Raw genomic sequence first — 22,627 nt, forward strand, 5'->3', positions numbered from 1 at the left:
CTACCACTGAAAGGAGGACAGTCAGACTATTCCCCTCTTTTATAAGGAGTGAATAGCTGGCGTTCTCATGAAAAATTCTATTTACATAAGAAGAAGTTTGAAAGTAATTATAAAAAGAGAAGAAAATAAACTACCGAACATTTATTTAGCCACTGTTTTAAAAAACTTGGAAAGTTTAGGATTTACTTTTTCCGAGCCTTTAATAGAAGAGTTGCAAACACTTTCGGTTGATACATTCACATCGTTTTACAAAGAGTTGGTAAAACATTTAAAAGAAATGGTTGGTGCACATATTCAGTTTGCTCCTATGTATCCAAACTTTCCGCAACAAATGATGGATTTAAGTGACGCTGATTTATACATTAATGCTATTATTCATTATGTGACGTTGCGCCTACCTGTATCAAAAGTAGAAGAACGACTTCCTCTTTTAGATAGCGTTGATTTGAAAGTTATTAACTTAGGAAGTGAAGAAGATTTCAATCAAATGATTTCTCAATTGATTAGTGCAAACAGCTCTATTTCCTCAACTGATAAGACAGATGTAGAATGGGCTATTACACACACTGAAGATGTTTCCTGTTTTCTACCTAATGTAATTCCTCATAAGGAAAATATGTCTTTTATAATTGGAGTTTTATTAATAAACAGAAAAATATCAGCCGATGCTGCTGCAAAGTATTTTAAAACAGCAACTGATGTTCTTCGCCTTGCAGTTGCTTTATCTGAAGGCGATGTGAGTTTAGCATCTTCCGTTCGATTCAAGAAGTTTAACCGAGCAGAAAGACGCTTCCTTTTAGGATTGTTAGAGCAATGCGGAAACATTACCGAAGATATGCTTCGATACAAAAAACGTTGGATTCGTCTAGGTGAAATTCTTCATCCAGCAGAATATCATACTCGTTTCCCAAAAACCCACCGAGCATTTGAGATTCTTCGCAACAACATTAAAGTTGAAACATTTAATGGAAAAATAGAAGCAGCTTTGTTGAATCGTGATATCATGACAGCGAAAAATCTTTTAAAAACTCGCCCTGGGGAATTTGCCAGACGCTTGGATCATTTAATCCGTTTATGTAGTGATAAGTCAACAGATGTTTTCCATATTCTCGAAGAGTTTCTAAGTATAATAGGAGACGTTTCTACTCCTGTATTACTTCAACTCACAGCTCATTTTAAGCATCGAAATGATAAAAATGAATTTCGTACCTTTTTTTCAAAGGGAAATGTAGCAAAAGCTATAGGTATTGAAAATACACTTCCATTTATCTCAGAGGATATTTGTTTAATGATTGTAAAAATGTGTGAAGATACTTTAAAAAATCGCTTCGCAAAACTTCCAAGTCTCGGAAAAGTATTTTTGGATGAACAGTTAAAAAATCACTTAGTTCCCTTCTCTCAACGTTCAGCCAGCAAAGCGCTTCGCACATTATCTCGAGGAAGTAAAGTAGATTTGCCAGAAGGAGATACGATTCGTTTTTTCCTATGGTGGAAAGAAGGCTATGTGAATGGACAACATACAGGACGCGTTGACATTGATTTGTCTGCTGCAATGTACGACGAAGATTGGCAATACAAAGAACATGTATCCTTCACGAACTTACGTTCAAAAAATTTCAAAGCCTACCATAGCGGAGACATTACTTCTGCACCAAAGGGGGCATCTGAATTCATTGATTTCGATATTCCGTCTGTGCTGAAATATGGTGGACGCTATGTAGTCATGACTTTGCTTTCTTACACAGACCAACCATATAAAGATTTACCAGAATGCTTTACTGGTTGGATGGTTCGTCAATATCCTGGTTCAGGTGAAATATTTGAACCTTCTACTGTTCAAGATAAAGTGGATATTACTGCCGACACCCAAATCTCTATTCCAGTTATCTTAGACTTAAAGGAACGAAAATTGATTTGGACAGATTTATCTCTTACAAGAGATCTAACTTATGATAATACCATCGAGGCGAATCAAAAAGGTATGATACTAGTTGGAAAGGCTTTAACTAATTTAGTTAAACCGAATTTATATGACTTGTTCCGATTACATATTGAAGCTAGAGGTGAACTCGTTCAAGACATCGAAGAAGCAGAAACTATTTTCTCTTTGGATAAAGGGATTACTCCTTTCGATATTGAAAAAATAATATCTGATTTTATAGCTGACCCACAAGGCTAACTACATTACAAACATTGATAATGTGTGGAAAATATCCATGTATAATGTCTATGTGAAACAGGACCTGATAGATGCATATCAGGTCCTGTTTTTTATTTAGTAGATACTAAATAGTCCGGTTAATCATTATTCAGCTAAATACACGATACTAATAAAGTGAAATTTATTCGAAAGAAGTTCATTAGTTAATACGTATCTAATTAAGAAACATTCATATACCAGCCCAAACATCTTTTCCATATCGCCCTTCATCTTGCACACGATCCAACCAATTCCTTGCTTCTTGTTCACTGACTTCATGAATTTCTTGATATGCTTGACAAAGGGTATCTTCTACATCCGGAGCCATTTTACTGCCATCACCACATATATAAAGATGAGCTCCATTATCTAATAACGAAATTAAATTGATACTATCTTGTTTTATTAAATGCTGTACATATGTTTTGGGATGTCCCTCTAGACGAGAAAAAGCTGTGTGTAAAGAGATTAATCCATCTCTTTCATCATTTTCTAGCTCTGTACGATAGAGATAATCTTTTTCAGGATGACGACAACCAAAATATAGATGCGCTTGTCCTAAATTAATACCTTTTTGCTTTTGAACACGACGCGCTTGCAAGAATCCACGGAATGGTGCAACTCCAGTACCTGGCCCAACCATAATAATTGGTGTTTCTGGATCTTTAGGTAATTCAAAGTTTGATTGTGGCGTTCGAATGAAACAAATAATCTCATCTTTATTATGACGCTGAGCTAAATAATTAGAAGCGACTCCTTCATATGTCCCTTCTCCACTCCATGCAGGCGCATTAACAACACCGACCGTAATGCTCAGACGATTCTGTGCAACAAGTGGAGAGCTTGAAATAGAATAGTAACGCGGTTTGAGCGCAGGAAGCAGTTCTAAAAAGCGTTCAAATCGGATTTCACAAGCCTCATACTTTTCAAGAAGATCCAACATTGAAATACGTTTCTTTAGTATTTGTTCATGATAGACCCCTTCTTCTAATAATGCTTCCAATTCTTTTTTATGAGGAGGGCATGCTGTGAATGTTACCATTTCCCGTATTTGTGCACGAGTGGCTGCTTCTTGAACTTCGACACTATAACTAAGAAGGTCCAATAAACTAACAGGACTGTCTAAAGGTATGTGATTTATACTTCGTCCACTTGCACTCAGTATGACTTGATCCTTTCCGTTTAATCCAAAGCGTTTTAAAATTCGATTAACATTCTTCTCGCTATTAATTGGCAGCACTCCAAGGTGGTCTCCTTCTTGATATGTAGCGCCTTCTGGCAAGGATACCTCGATATGTCGTGTACTTCTATCGCTGCTGGATGATTGGAGTTCACGATTTTCTAGTATAGTTGCATAAACTGCTTCATATGTTCGTGCAAGAGGAGATCCTCCAAGACGACTGACAAATTGCAGACTCAAAGTACTACGCTCTTTCTCCATATTTTTGTTAAATTCCAATCCAAATGCCTTCATCGCATCAGACCACATGCCTTGTTTCCATTGCTCGAGCTGTTCCTCAAAATCACCACTTGCATCTGCTTCTCCGCGTTTAGAAAACCTTGTTGCTCCTTTTTGAGCCATCTGCTCATCAATGTATCTTGGAATCCGTTGATAGGTACTAGCCCAATTATGATCTCCACAACCAAAAACTGCGTATTGAACACCTTTTAGCTCATCTGGTTTTAGTTCCTCCAACCATTGCACAAACTGTCCTGCATTACTTGGCGGTTTTCCATTATAAGAAGAAGTTACAATAAGAACCGCTCCTTCTTTCGGTAGACTTCCAATTCGATCGTTAAGAGCTACTACTTCCGTTTGAACCCCTTCTAAACTAGCTGTATCTGCTAATTCTCTTGCAATACCTTCTGCTACACCTGTATCCGAGCCGTACAGAACAAGAAGTGAAAGATTATCAGCCCCAATAATAGAAGGTGTCTTCTGAACGTGCTGCTTAATTTCATGGTTTTTCAGCTTGTCCTCTGTAGGTGCAAGAACAGTAGGATGACTAATAGTTTGTTTTCGGGGTAGAATCCTAATCTTAAAATCACCGGGCTTTAGCGTTAATGTTTGTTTTACGTCCAGCTGATAGTTTTGATAATCGATTAATTCAAAATGTTGAAGAAGCATTCCCATTACAAGAGTGGCTTCATGAAGTGCAAATTGCATACCGATACATGCTCTCTGGCCATTTCCAAATGGCTTATAAGCATGATGAGGAACCTTATCCAGCTCTTCAAATCGTTCAGGTTGGAATTCTTCCACATTGTCTCCCCATGCATCTTTATCCCTATGCAGCTGTGGAATAAGAACAGAAATACGATCTTCTCCTTTCTTAATTGGGTATTTCCCGCCAATCACTGTATCTTCTTTTGCATAGAGACTGAATGCTGGAGCGGTAGGCCATAGACGTAGCGATTCATTTAAAATCATCCGTATATACTTCAGTTTCATAACTTGTTGGTATGTTGGAGTAGGATCTGTCAAAATACGGTCTACTTCTTCATAGGCTTTTTTTAACTTATCCGGATTCTTTAATAAAAAGTAAATTGCAAAAGATAACAATCCACTTGTTGTCTCATGCCCAGCTATTAAAAAAGTGATAATTTGGAAACGAATGTTTTCATCATCTAATTTTTCACCAGTTTCCGGATCCTGTACATTTAACATACGGGAAAGTAAATCATTTTCTTCCTGATCTCCACTACTTTTACGTTCAGCAATAATATTATCTACTAAAGAAAACATAGATTGGATATCATGCTGAAATTGACGTTTCGTTCTCCACATGAGTTTGTCTTCTATATCCAGCCGCTGCAATTGGTGCATTGCCTCATCTAGAGCACGGCTCATGCTAGTGATAAAAGGATGAGGGGTCTCACGATAAAAGCTATTAAATCGGTAATTAAAACCACATAGACCAATTGTATCTAACGTAAGGCGAGTCATATCCTCCGGAACATCTACGTCTTCATTCGGATTAAGCCGTGCCCATTTTTGAACGAGTTGTACAGCAAGATCGACCATCATGGCATGGTAATCTTTCATTGCCCGTTGGCTAAATGTAGGCATCAAAATATTATGAGCTTTTTTCCAGTTAGGCTCGTGAGTCTCGCTAGTAAATAATCCGTCTCCAGCAAAGGCACGAACCTTTGCCAAAGCACCCTCTATGCTTTTATCGAACCGCGTTTCGTCACAAACTTCTGCTACCAGTTCATGTCCAGAAACGACAATTATGGCATCACTTAAAGTTTGAATTCGAAAAATGGGACCATACTCTTCCGCCAGCTTAATAAACGATAGAGTCGGTTTATCTTTATCGATTAATGGGAGATTACCCAGCGGTCCATATGTTTTCGGCTGGGGAATGGCAGATACTTTTTTTTCCATTTAAAACACCCTTTCAAAAAAGCATGAAATAGCAACTAATTGCCTGGGATACAGATATGTAATTGATTACCTTATTTTATCTTTTCCCTAACTATTCATGATTATGATATTGAGTATAAGCTTGGCAATTAGATTTATAAATTGTAGAAAAATACTAAATTAAAATGAAGTGAATAAATATAATTGGATCCTTTTAATATTGGCGTTAAAAGATAAGCTAAAATTATAATGTTTATGAGAATTTGCAAACGGATCTCATCTCTTGCATTTGTTTATAAAACGATCATTTTGATTTATTTTCTTCTAAAACACCCCAAAATAGAGAAGTTGACGAGCTTAAGATTGTAGTATTCGAAAAATCAGTAGTTTAGTTAAACCAATACGATAAGCAAGTATACCGTGTTACTAATGAAAGAGGACCTGATATGAACGTCAGGTCCTCTTTCACTATATATAATTATTTCACTGCTTCTTTCAGCTCTTTTCCAGCTTTAAATATCGGCGCCTTAGCAGCAAAAAAACTTGTAGGAATCATTATCTAGCGTTTTATTCTTCTCTACCGATTTAACTTCTCGACAGCTTCCGCACTTGTATCTACACGTTTAACGAAAAAAACTAATAGTAGTGCAACAACATTCATGCCAAGCGCTACATAGAATGAATATTGAATTCCGGATAATAAAGCCTTCTGAGTTAACATTGCCTTCGTAGCCTCTGTGAAGGTTGTTGGATCTACATCAGCCATTAGACTTTCAGCTTTTGTTTTTGTTACAGAATTCATAATCGTAACAAGAATAGCAGTACCAATCGAACCGGACACTTGTTGAGCTGTATTATTAACAGCTGTACCGTGCGGATTTAAGCGCGTTGGCAATTGATTGAGGCCATTTGTCATAAGTGGCATCATCACCATCGCCATCCCAAACATCCGCAATGTGTAAATAAGAATAATATGTGTGTGACTAGAATCGAGTTGCAGATTTGCCAGCATATAAGTTGAAACGGCTGTAATGGAAAGTCCTACTATACCAAGAATCCGAGGGCCATATTTATCAAATAGTTTACCTGTAATTGGTGACATAACCCCCATTATTACCGCACCTGGAAGCATCATCAGCCCAGAGCTCAGCGGTGAAATACCGCGGACGTTTTGTACATAAGCTGGTGTTAAAATCATCCCCGAAAACATGGCCACTGCGTTGACAATTGCAATTACAGACGCAAGTGCAAACATTGGGTACTTGTAAACACGTAAATCCAATAACGGCTCATCCATTTTTAATTGGCGGATAATAAAAGCAATTAGGGCAATAGCGCCTATGATTAAGGTTGTTAAGACAACTTTATTTGTCCAACCATCGGAGCTTGCAGAACTGAATCCATATAACAAACCGCCAAAACCGACAGAAGATAATAGTAATGAGAGATAATCAAGTTTTGCATTTTTGTTTTGTTTCATGACATTCTCAGATTTCCAAATCCCTAACAGTAAGCTAATGATTGCTAACGGTAAAATCATTTCAAAAAGCAAACGCCAGTCATAATACTCTACAATATAACCTGATAGTGTCGGTCCAATTGCTGGAGCTGTAATCATAACTAGTCCAAAAATCCCCATTGCTGTTCCCCTTTTTTCTCTTGGAAAGCTTACTAGCATAATATTCATTAACAAAGGCCCCATAACTGAAGAGCCTGCCGCTTGAACCATCCGACCAGTAAGTAATAAACCAAAATTCGGCGCTACAGCTGCTAAGGCAGTACCAAGAATAAAAATCACCATAGATGTAATGAATAGGCTTCTATTCGAGAAACGCGTTATTAAAAATGCTGATGCCGGAATTAATATACCACTTACAAGCATATACCCTGTAGAAAGCCACTGGATCGTTGAATAATCTTGAATGTCTAAATCTTTCATTATTGATGGCAAGGCTACATTTAAAAGCGAGTTATTTAGAAATGAAACAAATGCCCCAATAAAAAGGATTACAAGCATTAAATATGGTGGTTTTCTTTTATGTAATGTTTCACTCATATATTTAATTGCCCCTTCATTATAAATTTCATTGATTCGTTTAAATCGTTTACATATTTGCACAAGAAAACATTACCCTTGCAGTATTTTGCCAAACTCTTCGAATGGATATTCTCTTTTTAGCAATTCCACTTGCCCAACATAACATTTTAAAATCTTTTTTTGATTAAACCTTTATAAAAACGTTTGTTAACGGAATTTAAATTAGGCTGAAATATATAAAAGAAGCGACTGAAAATACCCTTCTAAAATAAAGTGAAACTTTAAATCAACAAGGCCACACACCCATTCCTTTAAATACAGGCTTGTAGATCTAGTTATGTAACCATCCATAAAAAGGAATATTACATAGGCTAAGTCTAACATTACATTTTTAAAGTGAGGAGAATAAGCGTATGCACCAATATTGGTATTTGAATTCAAAGGGAAACGGGGAACAATATACTAACCAAATTTCATTATATTCACAGCCCGAAATAACTAAATCTGAGGTAATGAATGATTTGAAGATTCCTGAGAATTGGAGTTACCGAGTCTATCCAGTTAGTTGGGATTCATCAGCCAATTATACGGGATTCACTCCCCAACCCCCTCCCTTCTCTTGGGGGGAACCAATCAATTATGCAGGGATAATGCCACAAGGTCACCCTACTAATTGGCCTCCATTACCAGGTCATGCAGGTTTTAATTTTCAAAAACCTCCCTTCCCCTGGGCCCAACCATTCAATCATACAGGGATGTTCGCACAAGGTCATCTTGCCGCTTTATTATCGCCGCCAGCTAAGCCTTTTCATATCAATACCAATAACTCGGGTGTTTTTGGAAACCCTCCAGGATGGGGTAGTCCGTGGGCCCCAATGGGATGGGGAAATAACGGAGGTAACGGTCAGCTAGGAATGCTTGGAAACTTATTTACAGCAGGAAAAGGCACCATGAGTGGAATAGGAATGATTAGTAGTCTAATCGGGATGGGGAAGTTCTTCTTTTAGTTAATTAGAACAGGAGAATGTGGCTGTAGCTTTAATCAACCACATTTAAGGACAGTAATCTCCCACCTAACTTCCTAGCATAGCATTCGCGGAAATTTTAGGTGGATATGTATTGTTACAAGTTACTGTTTTACTTTGAGTGCTCCTTTACTTTCTTATCAAGTGCCTTACTATAAGCATCTTTGTTTTCCTGCGATAACTCATAAATTGCTTTTTTCCAATGCTCTCCGTCTACACCTGATAAAAATTCAGTACCTTTCATTGTAGCTTCTTGAACCTTCTGTTTATCTTCTTTACCAGCATCCTTAATTAACTTCGTTGCTTTTCTTGCCTCTGTTACCCCTTCTTGTATGGATTTGTGAATGTCTTTGTATGTATCAGGTACTTTTATGTGTTCCATATTGTCTAAAATTTTATCTATCTCGTTTGATGTTTTTAAAACAGCTTTTGCTTTTTCTTTGTCCTTTAAGGATTCTCCTAAGTTTAGTAATAGTTCATCCTTCTTAAATTGGAACTCTACCACTTGCTCACATATGTAGTACGGATACTGTTGTTCGGAAAGTACTGTTTTCGTTATTGCTTTACTAGTTTGCTCAGTCTTATGAGTAGAATCTTTATCTCCTGCCTCGCATCCGACTAACAGCATAAATGGAACTGCTAACGTTACTAGTTTCTTTGCTCTCATTATGTATTCTCCTTGTAGAAATTATTGTAAGTAATTAACATATCAAACTATAACATACATTACATTATGGTTCACTTCCATTACGCTTTTAAAATGCAAAATAAGAATACACCCCATAAGCCGCAAATAAGATTAATAGAATAGAAATGCCGAGTACTGTATATAATCCATTTTAAATTTGAATTCATATCATCCTCCTACCTCTCAATAATTCCAGTATATAACAAAAAAGCATTGGATACCCAATGCTTTTTACACTTACGCAAATAAAGACGTATTCGCATATAAAGCTGGTGAACCACCTGAATGTACGAATAAAATATTGTCTTCCTTATTAAATTTACCTTTTCTAATTAAGTCGATTAATCCCGCTACCGCCTTACCTGTATACACTGGATCAAGTAAAATACCCTCTGTTTTCGCAAGTAACTGAACTGCCTCTACCATTTCCGGCGTTGGTAACGCATAGCCTGGTCCTACATATTCATCAAAGCACGTAACAGCGTCGCGCGAGATAAAGTTTGGAATACCAACGTGTGCTGAAGTTTCATCTACAAGTTTTGCTACTTTCTCTTCTTGCTCAGCTTTTCCTCTACTTACGTTGATTCCAATTACAGGAATGTGGCTTTGTGTTCCAGCAAAACCAGTAATTAAACCAGCATGCATACCGCCGCTACCACTTACACAAACAACTGAACTGAAATCAATTCCTTGCTCAAATGATTGCGCCATAATTTCTTGCGCACAAGCAACGTATCCCATTGCGCCCGTAGGATTTGATCCACCAACTGGAATTACATATGGTGTATTACCTTTTTCACTAACTTCTTTCGCTACTTTATGCATCTCTTCCATAAGATCTGCCCCGTTTGGTACAACAATTACATTTTCAGCACCTAGTAAATGATATAAGAAATAGTTTCCGTTAAAATCTGGCTTCTCTTCTGGTTCAAGCCCTTCTTCTAATACAAGGATACATTTCATTTTTTCTTTTACCGCAGCTGCCAGTGTTAGACGGCAATGGTTTGACTGAATACCACCAGCTGTAATTAACGTATCTGCACCTTTTTCCTGTGCATCCGCAACTAGAAACTCTAACTTTCTCGTCTTATTACCACCAGCTGTTAAACCAAGTAAATCATCTCGTTTAAAATAAATAGTCGGCCCACCAAGTACTTCAGAAAAATTGTTTAACTTTTCAATTGGTGTATATGATTCTGTATATTTTTTTCTCGGGAATTTAGCTAAATTCATTGTAACGCTCCTTTTGTACTTCTTTCACAATATATGTAACATTACTATTATTACACGTAAAAATGGTGAAGTCATCTTTCAGGGTTAAAAATGTATTAGAATTTCGTTTTGATAAGTAAAACCGTATTAATGATTTTAACTTAATTACGGTACATGAAATTTATATCAACGATTTTTTAAATATATCGTTCATTCCTTACAATATATCAACGATTTTTCAAATATATCTATCGTAACTTGCAATATATCAACGATTTTCTTAATATATCAATCTATCGACAAAAAACGACAGACAGGCAGCCATTTCTCATCAACAAAAAGAGCCACACATTCAAATGCAGACTCCCTCCAATCACTTATTTATCGAAAAACGAAGTAACTGTGTTAATCCCGGCTCTAAATTCATTTCACCTTTATGGCGTACATATACCACTTTATCCCCATCAAATTTCGGAGGGTTTGCTTTACTATACGTATGCCACTCATTCGTTCCTTCTATAGAATACTCCATATATTCAGTTGCACCGACAATTATATTTTTACTATCATCTGCCGCTACATTTGGTGCCATCTGCGCAATTTTTGAATCACTAATTAATAACTTCTTTATATCCTTATCACGTTTGTAATCGTAAGCTGTCACAATTACATCGTTACCATATGCTTTCACTTGTAACCCTTGTTTAAATGAATAGCCATCTGGAGCAGTTTTCTCTCCTCCATTTGGTCCCGCTGACATCCAGCCTGTTTCAATCCCGCCCGTATTTACAACAGTGAAACCTTTTTCATCTCCGCCTTTAATTTTCTTTTTACCAGCCCAGTCAGGTAAGTTTAAATCCCAATGCGTATGACTCGTGAAGAAAACAACTTGCGGATAGTCTTTTAATATATCGTACAATTTATCCACGTTTAAATAATCTTGTAAATACGGCGATTGTCTTGATCCAGATACCGTATCAGGTAAAACGTGATGAGAGAAAATAAAGATTGGCTTATTTTTATCTTTTTGACTATACTCTTCTAAATTTTGTTTTAACCAACCTAATTGCTCATCACTCATATATACTTCGTCCCACATTTTTGAATCGTGGTATTTCATATATTTTTCAGTTCCTAAAAATAGAAGCGGATACCCATCTAATTCTTTTTTATGATATACCTTTTCTTGTCCACTAAATTTCAGATAGCGGTTAAATAAAGTTTCCTCAGTTACACCATTTGGCCATGTACTTTGAGAGAGTTTCCCATCTGCTGTCCATTTCCCAGCATAAAACTCATGATTCCCAACAGTAGACCATACATTTTCTGGATGCTTATTTTTATTTAACACACGCTTTACATCATCATATTGTGACTGTTGTCCAGTTGGCGTTATATCCCCATTCATAATAAGCGCTCTAGAAAGTGGCGTCACTTTGTTCATATCTTTTAGCACATGATCAAAATCCCCTAAATCCCCTTGAATATCACTAATAACGTTAAAAGTTGTAGCTGATTTCCGGACTTGCTCTTTCCCTTCCGCATGTGCTGAAAACGTCGGTAATAATGCCGCCATAACTGCTAACGAAGCAACTGTCTTTTTCATACAAATTCTCCCCCTAATAATAGAATGTACAAACTGACATGTTCTGCTTTCTCTTAGGTGCTTGTCCAATTCACATTATAGGGGGCGATTGTAAAGATTAATGGAGTAAAAATTTAAGTGTTTTTTAAGAGATTTTGTCTTTTTTACACGCCCCATTTAACAATTAACACTAATTTTTCTATTAACCTACTAATATTAACTGAATGTAAATTTATACGATAAATCACTTCGTTTAATATGTTGTGTTTTAATTTCCTTTACACAATTTCAATAAAGTACTTTACCATTTTAAATTCTCTTCATTAATCCTCAACTTCTATTCCAGCCTGTTTTAATGGTTCTAATACTTTCGGGTAACACATTGAAATATATTCCACTGTTTTTAAATTTTTTAGATTTTGAAATCCTTCAACAGATATAACATCAAATAAACTGTCTTCACCGTCCCAATCAGGCTTTAAAATATGATAAATTTCATTCCCACCATCAAAGCAAAGGGACTCAATCTTTTCCAAATCACTTATTTCCAAAGTTAACGCTTCTAAAAAAGCTTTGATTTCAACAATTGGCCCAGCTCCTGAATACCATTCAAAATAATTCGTATGCTTTTCTATTAAGTCTTTCAATTCTTTTAGAAATAGTGGCTCTTTATCTAATAAAGCTTCAATTACCACTAACTTAAAATTAAAATCCTGAAACATTTTACTCTTCCTCATTTTAAATTCCTCCAATGTTATAACATCCTTGTCCAAATTATTATAAGTAAAACATATCCAATTGCAGCTTCTTTATTTCTTTCAATATCACATTAAAAAGGGATATGCTTAATTGCATGTCCACAATCGAGAAAATATACATTATACATATTTTCTTACTAATTATATTCTTTATATACTTACCTTCGCTTCTCTAGCATCTTGTTTCTTAATTAAGTCTAAGTAAAAATGCGAGACAGTTGTGTTGTAATAAGGGGAAATGAATATGAATGACAGATTAAATGTAAACATGCCTATAAATGCAGTTAATAAAAACCAACCAATAAAAGATAACCAAAGAACAAATAACTTGAACTTATGTCCTTTCATTATTCTTTTACTCTCCCTTAATGCTTCACTTGCTGTATAATCCGGATTCTCTATTAAAATATAATATGCCATTGAATAAGAAAAATATTTAATAATACCTGGAACAATTAATAACAGACTCCATAAAAATAGAAAAACAGCCTGCAACACTCCTAATTTCATTGATTTACACAAATTATTTTTCCTAAACCCCACAAATACATCGTCCACCTTAGCATCTTCATTTTTACCTAAGCGTAAGGTGAAAACAGAATACCCATAATTAAAGATACCTTGTATGACACTGTAAATTAAGAAACAAATCAGTCCTATAAAAAAATAACTTAGAATAAGTAAAACTAGTGCTGTTAGATCTACTTGTAGTTGCCCACCCATTGAATAAATAAAGAAAACATCCAAACCAATTATCCCAATAAACAAGCCAAATATTAAATATATAAAACTAGCGATTGCTGATGCACTTAAAGTTGGTACAAAATAGTATAACGCCGATATCCCTATACTTACTCCCCATTTCCCATCTAACGAATTAAGTGCTGCTTTCTTTAAATTTCTTATCAAACTTGCATCCTCCTTTTTTCCATATTTTAGCCAATAAAAATTTTACAAATAAAAAACTTGTAGCAAGCCCCACTACAAGTTCTTTTAGCTAAACATTTTAGCTTATCAAAACAAAATATACCTTCTACACAATCGGGGGTAATTTCTAAAATATGGTTTATTAAAATCATTATATAATATAATCATGGATTTTTGTTGAATATTCTATGTTTTCCGACAAATATACCCGAAACTCTTCCTGATGTTCATTTAGATATAATAACTTATATAGCAATATATTTATCATTATCTTTCCCAATAAACCCTATCCTCTTGTTTTCCACAAAAAAGCACAGAGATTCCTCCCCATGCCTACTAATTTCCTACCTTTTTACCGCATGTACATAATGTACTGTCTCAAAAGCTTCTAAATAATCGTTTCGTCCTTCAAAATATAATACATCAATATCCTCTGGTGATAAATGCTCATAAATGAGTAAGCCCGCCTTCTCTAACAGTTCTTCCATTTCAGCATAAGAATAACATGATTTCATCGGTTCTCCGCCTACCGCAGCCATTTTCACCATATTTTCAACTCGATTGGACAGTCCTTTTTTCTTAAATAAGTTTTCATCGGGATAATCGAAAACGATAGAACTCCCTACTGGAACTATCTCAAACAAGCACTCTATTAAACTAGCAAGTTCCTCTTTCGTTAAATAGTATGTTACACCTAATAGACTAAAGAACGTCTTTTTATTTTCAAATCCTTCATTGCGTAACTGTTCATAGGAAAATCCTTTCGTGAAATCCATCGAAACAAAATGAAGGTTATTTGGAACTTCAAGTTCTACTTCTTTTATTCTTTCCTTCTTAAACGCCTGCGTAGAAGGATGATCCACTTCAAATATTTCTATTTTATTTTCTAATTCTCGGTGTCTAAAACTGAACGTATCTAAGCCTGCACCGAGTATGACGTATTGTTTCGCTCCTAATGTAATTTCATGTAGTAATACTCTTTCACAATATGCGGCACGTGCTAAAGGTGTTGGTGATAACTGAACTTGCGTAATCCATTTTAATATTTCTTTTGGATTGTCTTGAAACTGCTCTGCAATTTCTTTATTGAAAAAGTGAATCCCTTGAACCATGTTCGTTTCAATATTGTTACGTTCTTTTTGTGAAATGAAATCTTTAGCTACATAATCATCAAAGATTTTAGGATTATCAAATTCACTAGTAAATGTATTATTAACCCAAAAAAAGAGTCTTCATTATGAAGACTCTTTTTCTTTTATTTAAATGATCCCCAATAATCTACACGCTTTCCGTTTGCGCTCTTACCAGTTGCCATGTAACCATATGTTCCGTTTGCTCGTGGTTGTCTGATCCAAACGTGACCATCTTGCTCAATGCCATAGCCATCATATGAAACTGATTGACCCTTTGAAAGAGTCGCGATTAATGGTGCGTTACTGAATGGAGCTGTACGTAAATTGATAGTTGTATTCAACGTGAATGCTCCGCGCTCTCTAGCAAACCAACTAGAATCATATTGTCCAGAAGGTAATTGTGGTTGAGGTTGTGGTGTTGGTTCAGGTGGTACATAATCGCCAGAAACTAACTGTTGTTTAAACCACTCCACACGACCCTCAGCCAACATACGATGAGGACAATATTTTCCGTTTCGTTCCTGGTGTGTTTTAACGCGGTCGATTGGAATATTGAACTGATCCATTAACTGTCTAATGACAATGATCGTATTTTTTACAGCCTGTTCATAGCGTGAGCCACCAGATTTAGAATAACATATCTCAACTCCAATAGAATGGCGGTTACCGCGTCCGTTTGCGCCGTCTCCAGCGTGCCACGCGTTGCGATTGAATGGAATTAATTGAATTGCTTCTTTATCGTCTACAGCAATGTGAAAACTTGTTCCGGTTGAGTTGTTAGCGACATTGTTTCGCTCATTAATTGCTGGGGCGTCATTATAAGTATTATGGAAAGTAATTTCCGTTGGCGTCATAGGATTAGGACATAAAGTAGGGTAACGGCTTTCTGGTACTAACATTTGTTTGATTTGCATGTAATCAACCTCTCTAATTTTGTTTAATAGAATTGGATTAAAGTGCGCTGATATTAAATCAATGCACTTCGTCCACTTCTTTTTCTTTCGTTTTAATTTGTAATATATGTTTAATCTCGCCAATATCTCGAATTGATTCAGCTTGTTGTTTCATAATATCTTGATTGTCTCTAATGACTGTTACATATTCTTTTTCTCGTTCGACACCTCTTTCGATAGTGTTTTCTAGCTTCTCTTCCCTTATCTCGTTACGCTTTAAGACATAACGGAAAAGCCAAGCAAACCCACCGATACATAAACCGACAACGCCGCCACTTGCAAGTTGCTCCATGATGAAATTTTCCATTTTAATTTTATCAGTCCTTTCCAAGTAATTCTAACACGGCTTGTAATTGACTTTCTACCTTATAAATTCTATCGTTTAAAACTTTTATTTCTTTGTCTTTCTCCTGTATTGTTTTGTTATTCTCTTGTATCCCTTTCCACGAAACAGAAATCATAGCGTATAAATCGACTGCTGAACCATCTTCATTAGTAATAATTTCAGGCGCGAATTCAGAAATAACACCAACATGTATTCGACCATCTTCTTCAATATCGGTTTTAACTTCTACTTCTTTTCCATCTGCATCCACAAACGGTTCTTTAGGTCTCGTGTTTTTATAGCGATAGGTCATTACATTGGTATTCATAATTAAATCTAACGCCGATTCTTCAAAGTTTTGGATATCTTTTTTCCAAACTAACGACGATGCATTTTGGAAAGAACCTGCCGCCGCGTTTACCCAATTAGAATCGTTAGCATTACGAAATTCAAAACGTCCAGCATTAACTTGCCATTTCAAAATTCCTTGCCCTGGTCCAAATTGAGTTATGTAATTCGCGTCACCTTGTCGCCAAATCGAGAAAATACGGTTTCCGTTTTGATTAAAGCTGATTCCGCCTACATATGCAGAAATTTCCGTTGTTTGTGACGAACCTTTACCGACGCCAGTTAGGAACTTTATACGCCCATCACCATCTCTGATAGACCATGTAGCGTTCCCGTTAGAATGTGGACCACCCGAAATGTTTCCATAGCTATCGAAATGAATAGATTGATTATCTTCGCCAATTTGTAAAGCCGCACCACCATATGTATTTTTAACTAAAACACCGCCGTCGGCTTCTAATCGCCACCCATAACGATCACTTCTCGGTAAAACGTCAAGACTTGCCCGTGCATACATACCGCCTACAAACATTCTAAGCTCAGTAGGTTCTAGCGCTGAACTTCTATCACCTTGTCGAGCGTTTAATCTAGCGGGCAAAATGTATGCTTCTTTATCACCGAATGGAGAACCGCTTTCAGCCATTTCATAAATGTATAAGCCGCCTTCTTTCATTTCGGCGTAGTTTTGTTTCTTCAACACCTTATCCATAGGACCATAGCTCTTTATTAAACTGTTTTCGATAACTACTTTATTAGTAGCATTAGAAGGGTTAACACTTTCATATCTAACACCCTTAATTGTTCCAGCCTGGAAATGGTCAGCTGTAATATATCCCTTTAAATTAATTCGCTTAGCTTCTAGTAAAATTGTTTCTTTTGATACATTGATTTTAGAAATAATGTTATTTTCTTTAACTGAAATGCTAATATTCTTTTCGTTAACACCTATCCGCGCTTCCATTTGATTTACTAATGCTTTTCCTGCAAAAGTTCCATCAGCTTGCGTTTTAGTGTAGACTTCATTTTTTGTTGCTTTCAGTAAAATCCCATCAGCATTAGCTTTGATGTCTCTACTTAGTTCCGTCACCTTTTTGTTAAAATCTTCAGTAGCTACACGATGCGCTATATCATCCGCTAACTTATCATAGTCAGTAACATCTTTAGGATGTAACCAAAACTCTGTTGCAACTTTACCACGTTGTAACATAGGCATCGCAACACGTACACGTCCGTTTCTTTGAACATACCAACGCCAACGTATAAAAACTTCATTTGCGCGCGTTTTCTCTTGCAGTGCAACCCTTATCCATTCACCTTGTTTAGACCATTCGACTTTCACACGATTTGTTCTCACCCTAGTTTTACTAGTGTTAAAAAATTCGAGTTCTAACCAAATACCACTATCTATAGACGCGATGTTATCCGTTGCAAACCATGCTGAACCTACAAAATCCTCACCTTCTACACAATCAACAAATTCACTCATACCGCCTGACCAATGATCCGTAGTTTTGCCAGTGTATTCACTCCATGCGGTAATGTAAGTTTTAAACTTACTCGATGGTTGAATTGTTGTTCCAACAGCTAATCCCCAGTACAAACCACTGACAAAACCTGCATTTCTAAGCTCATTTATAGAGCCTAAACCGCCTACATAATCCTCCATATCTTTCTTTTTTAGAGTTAAAGAGATTTGCTCAGAATGTTGCTTGATTGTCGTTTGTGCTTCAGAAATTTGTTTACCTTGTGCCGTTTGCGCTTGTTGTATCTTGCTCACGTTTTGTGTAATACCCTCAGCGTTTTTTTCTACTGCTGTTACACGTTTATCGAAATTAGTTTGATCATTTTCAACCTTTGTTATAGTCTCTTTAATACCTTTAACACTAGTTTCGATTTCGGTTGTTTTCTTAGTAAAGTCAGTTGTAGAAACATTTTCTTCAGGTGCAGCAGTCCAATCCAACGGTTTATTGCCCACATATAAAGCGACCCATTCAACAACTGCCTTTGTCGTGTTGTTAGGATAGTTGTAAAGAGATAGTTTCTTTTCATTTCCTGCCGTTGCCGCTACCGCCTTAAACGTAACATATGTAACGCCGTTAATATATGCGTTTGTTGCGTATCCTACATTGTTGGAACCGCCATTTTGCCAAACACCAAACTTTTGTCCTGCAGGAACAGAACCTTTAATTATAAATGTATATTCTTGACCTGTAACCCAGTCTTCAGAAAGTGTATATTGATTAATCAAATAGTCAGTAGTGTTAAAAGCCTTCTTAGAATCCTTTAATAAGTTGCGGTTACCTACTTTAATATTATCAACTTTGCTAGTTACCTCTGTTAACTTCTGGTTAGTTTTTCCTGCTTCTGTCTTGATCTCTGTTGTAGTTTTTGTGAGATTGTCAACACTTCCGTTTATACCTTTTACATCGGTTTGGATTTTACTGATAGTTTGTTTCGTACCACTTGCATCCTGTTCGATTTTATTTATCTGCTCACTAGTTTTACTAGCATCAGTTTGAAGCTTATTAATAGATTGTTTGAAACCGTCAGCCGTTTGTTCTTGCGTAGTCATTCGTTTTTCAAGTTTCCCTTGCGAATCCTGCACATTTGAAACGCTTGAGTTAATGCCATTAACAGTTGTTTCAATTTCAGTTGTTTTCTTTGTAAGATTATTGACACTTCCAGTGAGACCACTAACATTAGATTTGATTTCACTTACAGTTTGTTTAGTTCCTTCAGCAGTTGTTTCAATTTCATTCGCCTTCTTCTCTAACTGATTCAATCCTTCATTTGTCTTTGAAAGCTCCGACTTCTCTGCTTTTTGAGTTAATGCTTCATTCGTTTGATTGATAGATGTATTTACCTCTTTAAATTTTTGGATATTCCCTTGTTTATCGGTTTCATATACTTGTTTTCCGATAAAACCAGCTTTAATTTCTTCTTTTGTGTAAACACCTGATTTATCAGCCTTATCTTTTAATTCATTGTTAATCCATTCTTGATCAACTTTATTTTCTATTTCCTTTGATACATCAGCAATTTCGCCTTTTATTTTAGAAGCTTCTTCTTTTAAAGATTCAACTTCTTTATTAAGATTACTTTGAACTTCACTTATTTCTTTTGCTACTTCTTCTAAAACTTCTTTTTTGATTCCTGTAACGTCAGGCACTACAGGCTCCCACTTTCCATCTTTCCACATTTTTAGAACTCCTGGTAATTCTTCAGAAGTATCTAACCATAATGTTTTACGATCAATTAAATTTTTAGTTGGAGCTACAGGACCTTCAAAAATTTCAACCAAACCCTCGTCTAAAATATTTTTAACCTTTTCGGCAATATCCATCGCCGCTCCACTTTCTTCTTTAACTGTTTCTAATTCCTTTTTCTGTTTCTCTAGTTTCTTTTCTAGCTCGTCTAGTAATGGTTTACTTGCTTTATCATTAAGAAGACTTAACACCTTGTTATAAAGCTTCTGAAGCTCGTCATTAGTGTTCTGTAATTCAACGAAATTACCAAACTTGTATTTATTTGTTTCAGGGTTGGTATGCGATTCTTTGCCGCCAATTGCGCGCGCTTCTAAATATAAAGCGGGTGTGAACCCTTTATCAATGATTCGCAGCGTGTCACCTTCACCTATCATTTCATGATTAAGACCAAATATGGATGCAATATCAGCAGCGTCAACTTCATATTGTACGGAAGCATCGGTATGTTTTTTAATCTCTGTTTTCATTAAAGTCATAAGGCGTTCAGGTGTTATTTCCTCTTCTGTTTCAGGTTGATAGATTGCAAAGATATGTTGTCCATTTTGGGACCAACGTTGAAAGGCTTCATTATCTACAATATAAGGAGAACCGTTATTAATACTTTCTACAGTGACAAGATTGCCCTCTCCTGTTTTAGAATATCCTAATAAAGCTGTACAGATATTTTGTGTATGCTCTTTTCGAATGATGTTATTTAGGTCCTTACCTAATCGAATTTCTTTACCTGTATAGGTCCCACGCTTTTCGATTAAATCAACGTACCATCCAGTAATTTTAGAAGCGACAACCTCAACACGGTACTGTAATTCTGATTGGAATAAGTTTTTAATACGTTTCAGGAAGTCTAAAGGATCAATAAATGTATCAATAGTCATAGTATGGAATGATTTGTAATCAATCTTCCCAATTTCGAATTTAGTCCCCGCTAATGCCAGACTTAAAAATTGGTGTGCCGTTTGTGATTCAATACGTTGCGGGCGAATAAAGTTCGCACCACGTAAAGAAACCCACGCACCCACGGCTCTGACTGTTATGCTTCTGTCGCTAGAATCCTTTTCGCATTCATCCATAATGATATAAGGAATCATTTTTCCATCACGAGTCATACGCAAGACATAGTTTTGTTGTATTAATGTAGCTGCTGCTTTTGTCCCATCAAATACTTTAAATTCAATATAATCCACATTATCTTTTAATTCCCACGTTCTAACATCTGCCCAATAGTCATGCGGTTGGAATACAGCCACGATCTTATTAGTCTTAAAATCAACAACGTGTAGAGATTTGTTTATTTTCATTATCTGTACCTCTCTTTATAAATAACTTTAGCGTCAAGGGTAGCGGGTAATACAGTTATTTTGTTTGTACCCCGTTTTATTACAGGAAATTCGCTGAATACATCTTTTGAAGCAATAGCATCCAAACCGTTTATAGTAACTAAACTTCGTTCTGTATCAATCACAACCTTATCGCCTTTTTCGATTAAATAAGGCGTTTGATTAACCAATACATTGTTTTCTTTCCAAATAACGACTTCATGAATGCTCATAACCTCACAAGGTTCATTGTTTTGCCAACCTGAAATTGCTATCATAACTTGTGCAACTTTAGTTCCAGTTACAGTCATAGGGTTAATATCATCATCAAAGAACCATTCCACTAACTTTCCGTCTTCTATATCTGTTCCAGGTCTAAATTTAGCAACATAAGCAGACCAAGTGTGACCACGGCGTGCCATCGCTATTTTACCCTTAAAATTGTTCAGGTTTACGTTTGGTTTTCCGTCACTATCCATAATCTTATAAGTGTTTCCCTGGTCATAGCGCTCACCTATACGCATATGTGCTTTAGTGAGTTCAGTTGTCCAATATAAGTCATTGATATTCATATGAGCTACTTCTTTTCCTGCTTCATCTAATAATATAATACTCACTCGACCCATTTCGAAAGAAGTTGACGCCAAGGAAACAGTGGCTTCAAATCTAAAGTTAGTAAGCGGACCGCCTGGTATGCTACGTTTCATAATCGCACTTCTAAATTTCCCAATAGTATTAGGTGGACCCCATTCATTGATATGGAAACCATTTTTATCTGCCCTCATTGTGCTGGAACCGTCCATGTTGTCATGTTCTAAAACCCTTGTCCACAACGCTGTATTATTCATAGAGTCTTTTAATTTAACCTCTTGCGCAGGTACAGCTTCATTTTCAATACTCATAGGATAACCTAAACGGAAATAATCTTGATTGTTTTTGTCGTATGTATTTCCGTGCCATACATCTATATATGTACTAGGTTGACTTGCTGTAAATTCAATTAGGGCAGGAGTATCAACGCTTCCCTTATTTTCAAACGTCGCAGAAGATACACCGTCCCAGGCTTTCAATTCTTGAACCTGCTTAGCACCTAGTTTGTAAGGCATAGGACAAACGAAATGTAAGACGCCTTCACCTAAATTCACCAATTGTTCAAGGTCAAACCCTTCATCAATGACAGCTAAAAAAGTTCTGTCTTTTTCGTCGTCAAAAATAAGTTCGGCGGGTTGATCAGTAATTAACCAGTCAGCAATTTCTTCTTTTAACTTCTCGCCTTCTTCAGCAGTTTCATATAAAAGAGCTACAGGTATTTCAATTCGTCTCATTTTCGTTTGTGTGCTTAGTAAGCGCCCGCCTGGATAATGAGGTACTTCTAAGTATTTCCTTTCTAATCTAGCCCAGCCAGGGCGTTTAACGCCCTGCAATGGAACTACATTAGACATGCGTTTCCCATTGAATGAGAAGAAACTTAAATCACATGTCATAA

General features: G+C 36.2%; 13 protein-coding genes and 1 pseudogene. 2 read left to right on the forward strand and 12 right to left on the reverse strand.

What is annotated here, in order from left to right:
• The first annotated feature begins 67 nt into the window (after positions 1 to 67).
• Positions 68 to 2,179, forward strand: coding sequence for a TerD family protein (locus CN409_RS31315; protein WP_140159752.1), 2,112 nt, complete (start codon positions 68 to 70; stop codon positions 2,177 to 2,179).
• A gap of 211 nt (positions 2,180 to 2,390) precedes the next feature.
• Here CN409_RS31315 and cypD read toward each other — a convergent pair whose 3' ends face one another.
• Both cypD and CN409_RS01510 read right to left on the reverse strand, forming a co-directional pair.
• Positions 2,391 to 5,588, reverse strand: a complete 3,198-nt coding sequence (gene cypD, locus CN409_RS01505; RefSeq protein WP_000412781.1) for a bifunctional P-450/NADPH--P450 reductase — start codon at positions 5,586 to 5,588, stop codon at positions 2,391 to 2,393.
• A 556-nt stretch (positions 5,589 to 6,144) separates the two neighbouring features.
• Positions 6,145 to 7,623 carry a DHA2 family efflux MFS transporter permease subunit gene (locus CN409_RS01510; RefSeq protein WP_000005102.1) on the reverse strand — a complete coding sequence of 493 codons (1,479 nt, stop codon included), beginning with the start codon at positions 7,621 to 7,623 and terminating at the stop codon, positions 6,145 to 6,147.
• A gap of 395 nt (positions 7,624 to 8,018) precedes the next feature.
• Between CN409_RS01510 and CN409_RS01515 the strand changes: the two genes are divergently transcribed.
• Entirely contained in the window at positions 8,019 to 8,612 is a 594-nt protein-coding gene (locus CN409_RS01515) for a hypothetical protein (RefSeq protein ID WP_000554429.1), read from the forward strand.
• Between the two features lie 130 nt (positions 8,613 to 8,742).
• Here the strand turns inward: CN409_RS01515 and CN409_RS01520 are convergent, their stop codons facing one another.
• The 10 genes and pseudogenes from CN409_RS01520 to CN409_RS01570 all read right to left on the reverse strand — a co-directional run bounded on the left by CN409_RS01520 (position 8,743) and on the right by CN409_RS01570 (position 22,625).
• A complete protein-coding gene (locus tag CN409_RS01520) occupies positions 8,743 to 9,297 on the reverse strand; it encodes a hypothetical protein (RefSeq protein ID WP_001201794.1) in 555 nt (184 codons plus the stop codon).
• Between the two features lie 258 nt (positions 9,298 to 9,555).
• Positions 9,556 to 10,551, reverse strand: coding sequence for a D-cysteate sulfo-lyase (cuyA, locus tag CN409_RS01530; protein ID WP_086390653.1), 996 nt, complete (start codon positions 10,549 to 10,551; stop codon positions 9,556 to 9,558).
• A 352-nt stretch (positions 10,552 to 10,903) separates the two neighbouring features.
• Entirely contained in the window at positions 10,904 to 12,136 is a 1,233-nt protein-coding gene (locus CN409_RS01535) for a DUF4073 domain-containing protein (RefSeq protein WP_000754274.1), read from the reverse strand.
• 302 nt (positions 12,137 to 12,438) lie between these two features.
• Positions 12,439 to 12,852 (reverse strand): DUF6892 domain-containing protein, encoded by a 414-nt coding sequence (locus tag CN409_RS01540; RefSeq protein ID WP_001232168.1) that lies wholly within the window; start codon positions 12,850 to 12,852, stop codon positions 12,439 to 12,441.
• Between the two features lie 171 nt (positions 12,853 to 13,023).
• Positions 13,024 to 13,782: a DUF975 family protein gene (locus CN409_RS01545; protein WP_000620770.1), complete on the reverse strand. Its 759-nt coding sequence runs from the start codon at positions 13,780 to 13,782 to the stop codon at positions 13,024 to 13,026.
• A gap of 362 nt (positions 13,783 to 14,144) precedes the next feature.
• Positions 14,145 to 15,005 (reverse strand): annotated as a pseudogene (locus CN409_RS01550) (class I SAM-dependent methyltransferase); the annotation flags it as partial.
• A gap of 50 nt (positions 15,006 to 15,055) precedes the next feature.
• Positions 15,056 to 15,847 (reverse strand): N-acetylmuramoyl-L-alanine amidase, encoded by a 792-nt coding sequence (locus CN409_RS01555; protein WP_097807797.1) that lies wholly within the window; start codon positions 15,845 to 15,847, stop codon positions 15,056 to 15,058.
• A 58-nt stretch (positions 15,848 to 15,905) separates the two neighbouring features.
• Positions 15,906 to 16,178, reverse strand: a complete 273-nt coding sequence (locus CN409_RS01560) for a hypothetical protein (protein WP_235356507.1) — start codon at positions 16,176 to 16,178, stop codon at positions 15,906 to 15,908.
• Between the two features lie 25 nt (positions 16,179 to 16,203).
• Positions 16,204 to 21,123, reverse strand: a complete 4,920-nt coding sequence (locus CN409_RS01565; protein ID WP_097807798.1) for a phage tail spike protein — start codon at positions 21,121 to 21,123, stop codon at positions 16,204 to 16,206.
• The gene (locus tag CN409_RS01570; protein ID WP_097807799.1) at positions 21,123 to 22,625 is read right to left on the reverse strand and encodes a distal tail protein Dit; all 1,503 of its coding nucleotides are present in this window, start codon (positions 22,623 to 22,625) and stop codon (positions 21,123 to 21,125) included. The genes CN409_RS01565 and CN409_RS01570 overlap by 1 nt, the downstream gene beginning before the upstream one ends.
• Between the last annotated feature and the right edge of the window lie 2 nt (positions 22,626 to 22,627).

This window comes from Bacillus sp. AFS012607, from assembly GCF_002558005.1.
In the GTDB taxonomy this organism is placed as follows: Bacteria; Bacillota; Bacilli; order Bacillales; family Bacillaceae_G; genus Bacillus_A; species Bacillus_A thuringiensis_S.

Bases quoted from the DNA above. Each gene is read 5' to 3' on its own strand.
- CN409_RS31315 (WP_140159752.1), top strand. From the start codon at position 68: ATGAAAAATTCTATTTACATAAGAAGAAGTTTGAAAGTAATTATAAAA.
- cypD (WP_000412781.1), bottom strand. From the start codon at position 5,588: ATGGAAAAAAAAGTATCTGCCATTCCCCAGCCGAAAACATATGGACCG.
- CN409_RS01510 (WP_000005102.1), bottom strand. From the start codon at position 7,623: ATGAGTGAAACATTACATAAAAGAAAACCACCATATTTAATGCTTGTA.
- CN409_RS01515 (WP_000554429.1), top strand. From the start codon at position 8,019: ATGCACCAATATTGGTATTTGAATTCAAAGGGAAACGGGGAACAATAT.
- CN409_RS01520 (WP_001201794.1), bottom strand. From the start codon at position 9,297: ATGAGAGCAAAGAAACTAGTAACGTTAGCAGTTCCATTTATGCTGTTA.
- cuyA (WP_086390653.1), bottom strand. From the start codon at position 10,551: ATGAATTTAGCTAAATTCCCGAGAAAAAAATATACAGAATCATATACA.
- CN409_RS01535 (WP_000754274.1), bottom strand. From the start codon at position 12,136: ATGAAAAAGACAGTTGCTTCGTTAGCAGTTATGGCGGCATTATTACCG.
- CN409_RS01540 (WP_001232168.1), bottom strand. From the start codon at position 12,852: ATGAGGAAGAGTAAAATGTTTCAGGATTTTAATTTTAAGTTAGTGGTA.
- CN409_RS01555 (WP_097807797.1), bottom strand. From the start codon at position 15,847: ATGCAAATCAAACAAATGTTAGTACCAGAAAGCCGTTACCCTACTTTA.
- CN409_RS01560 (WP_235356507.1), bottom strand. From the start codon at position 16,178: ATGGAGCAACTTGCAAGTGGCGGCGTTGTCGGTTTATGTATCGGTGGG.
- CN409_RS01565 (WP_097807798.1), bottom strand. From the start codon at position 21,123: ATGAAAATAAACAAATCTCTACACGTTGTTGATTTTAAGACTAATAAG.
- CN409_RS01570 (WP_097807799.1), bottom strand. From the start codon at position 22,625: ATGACATGTGATTTAAGTTTCTTCTCATTCAATGGGAAACGCATGTCT.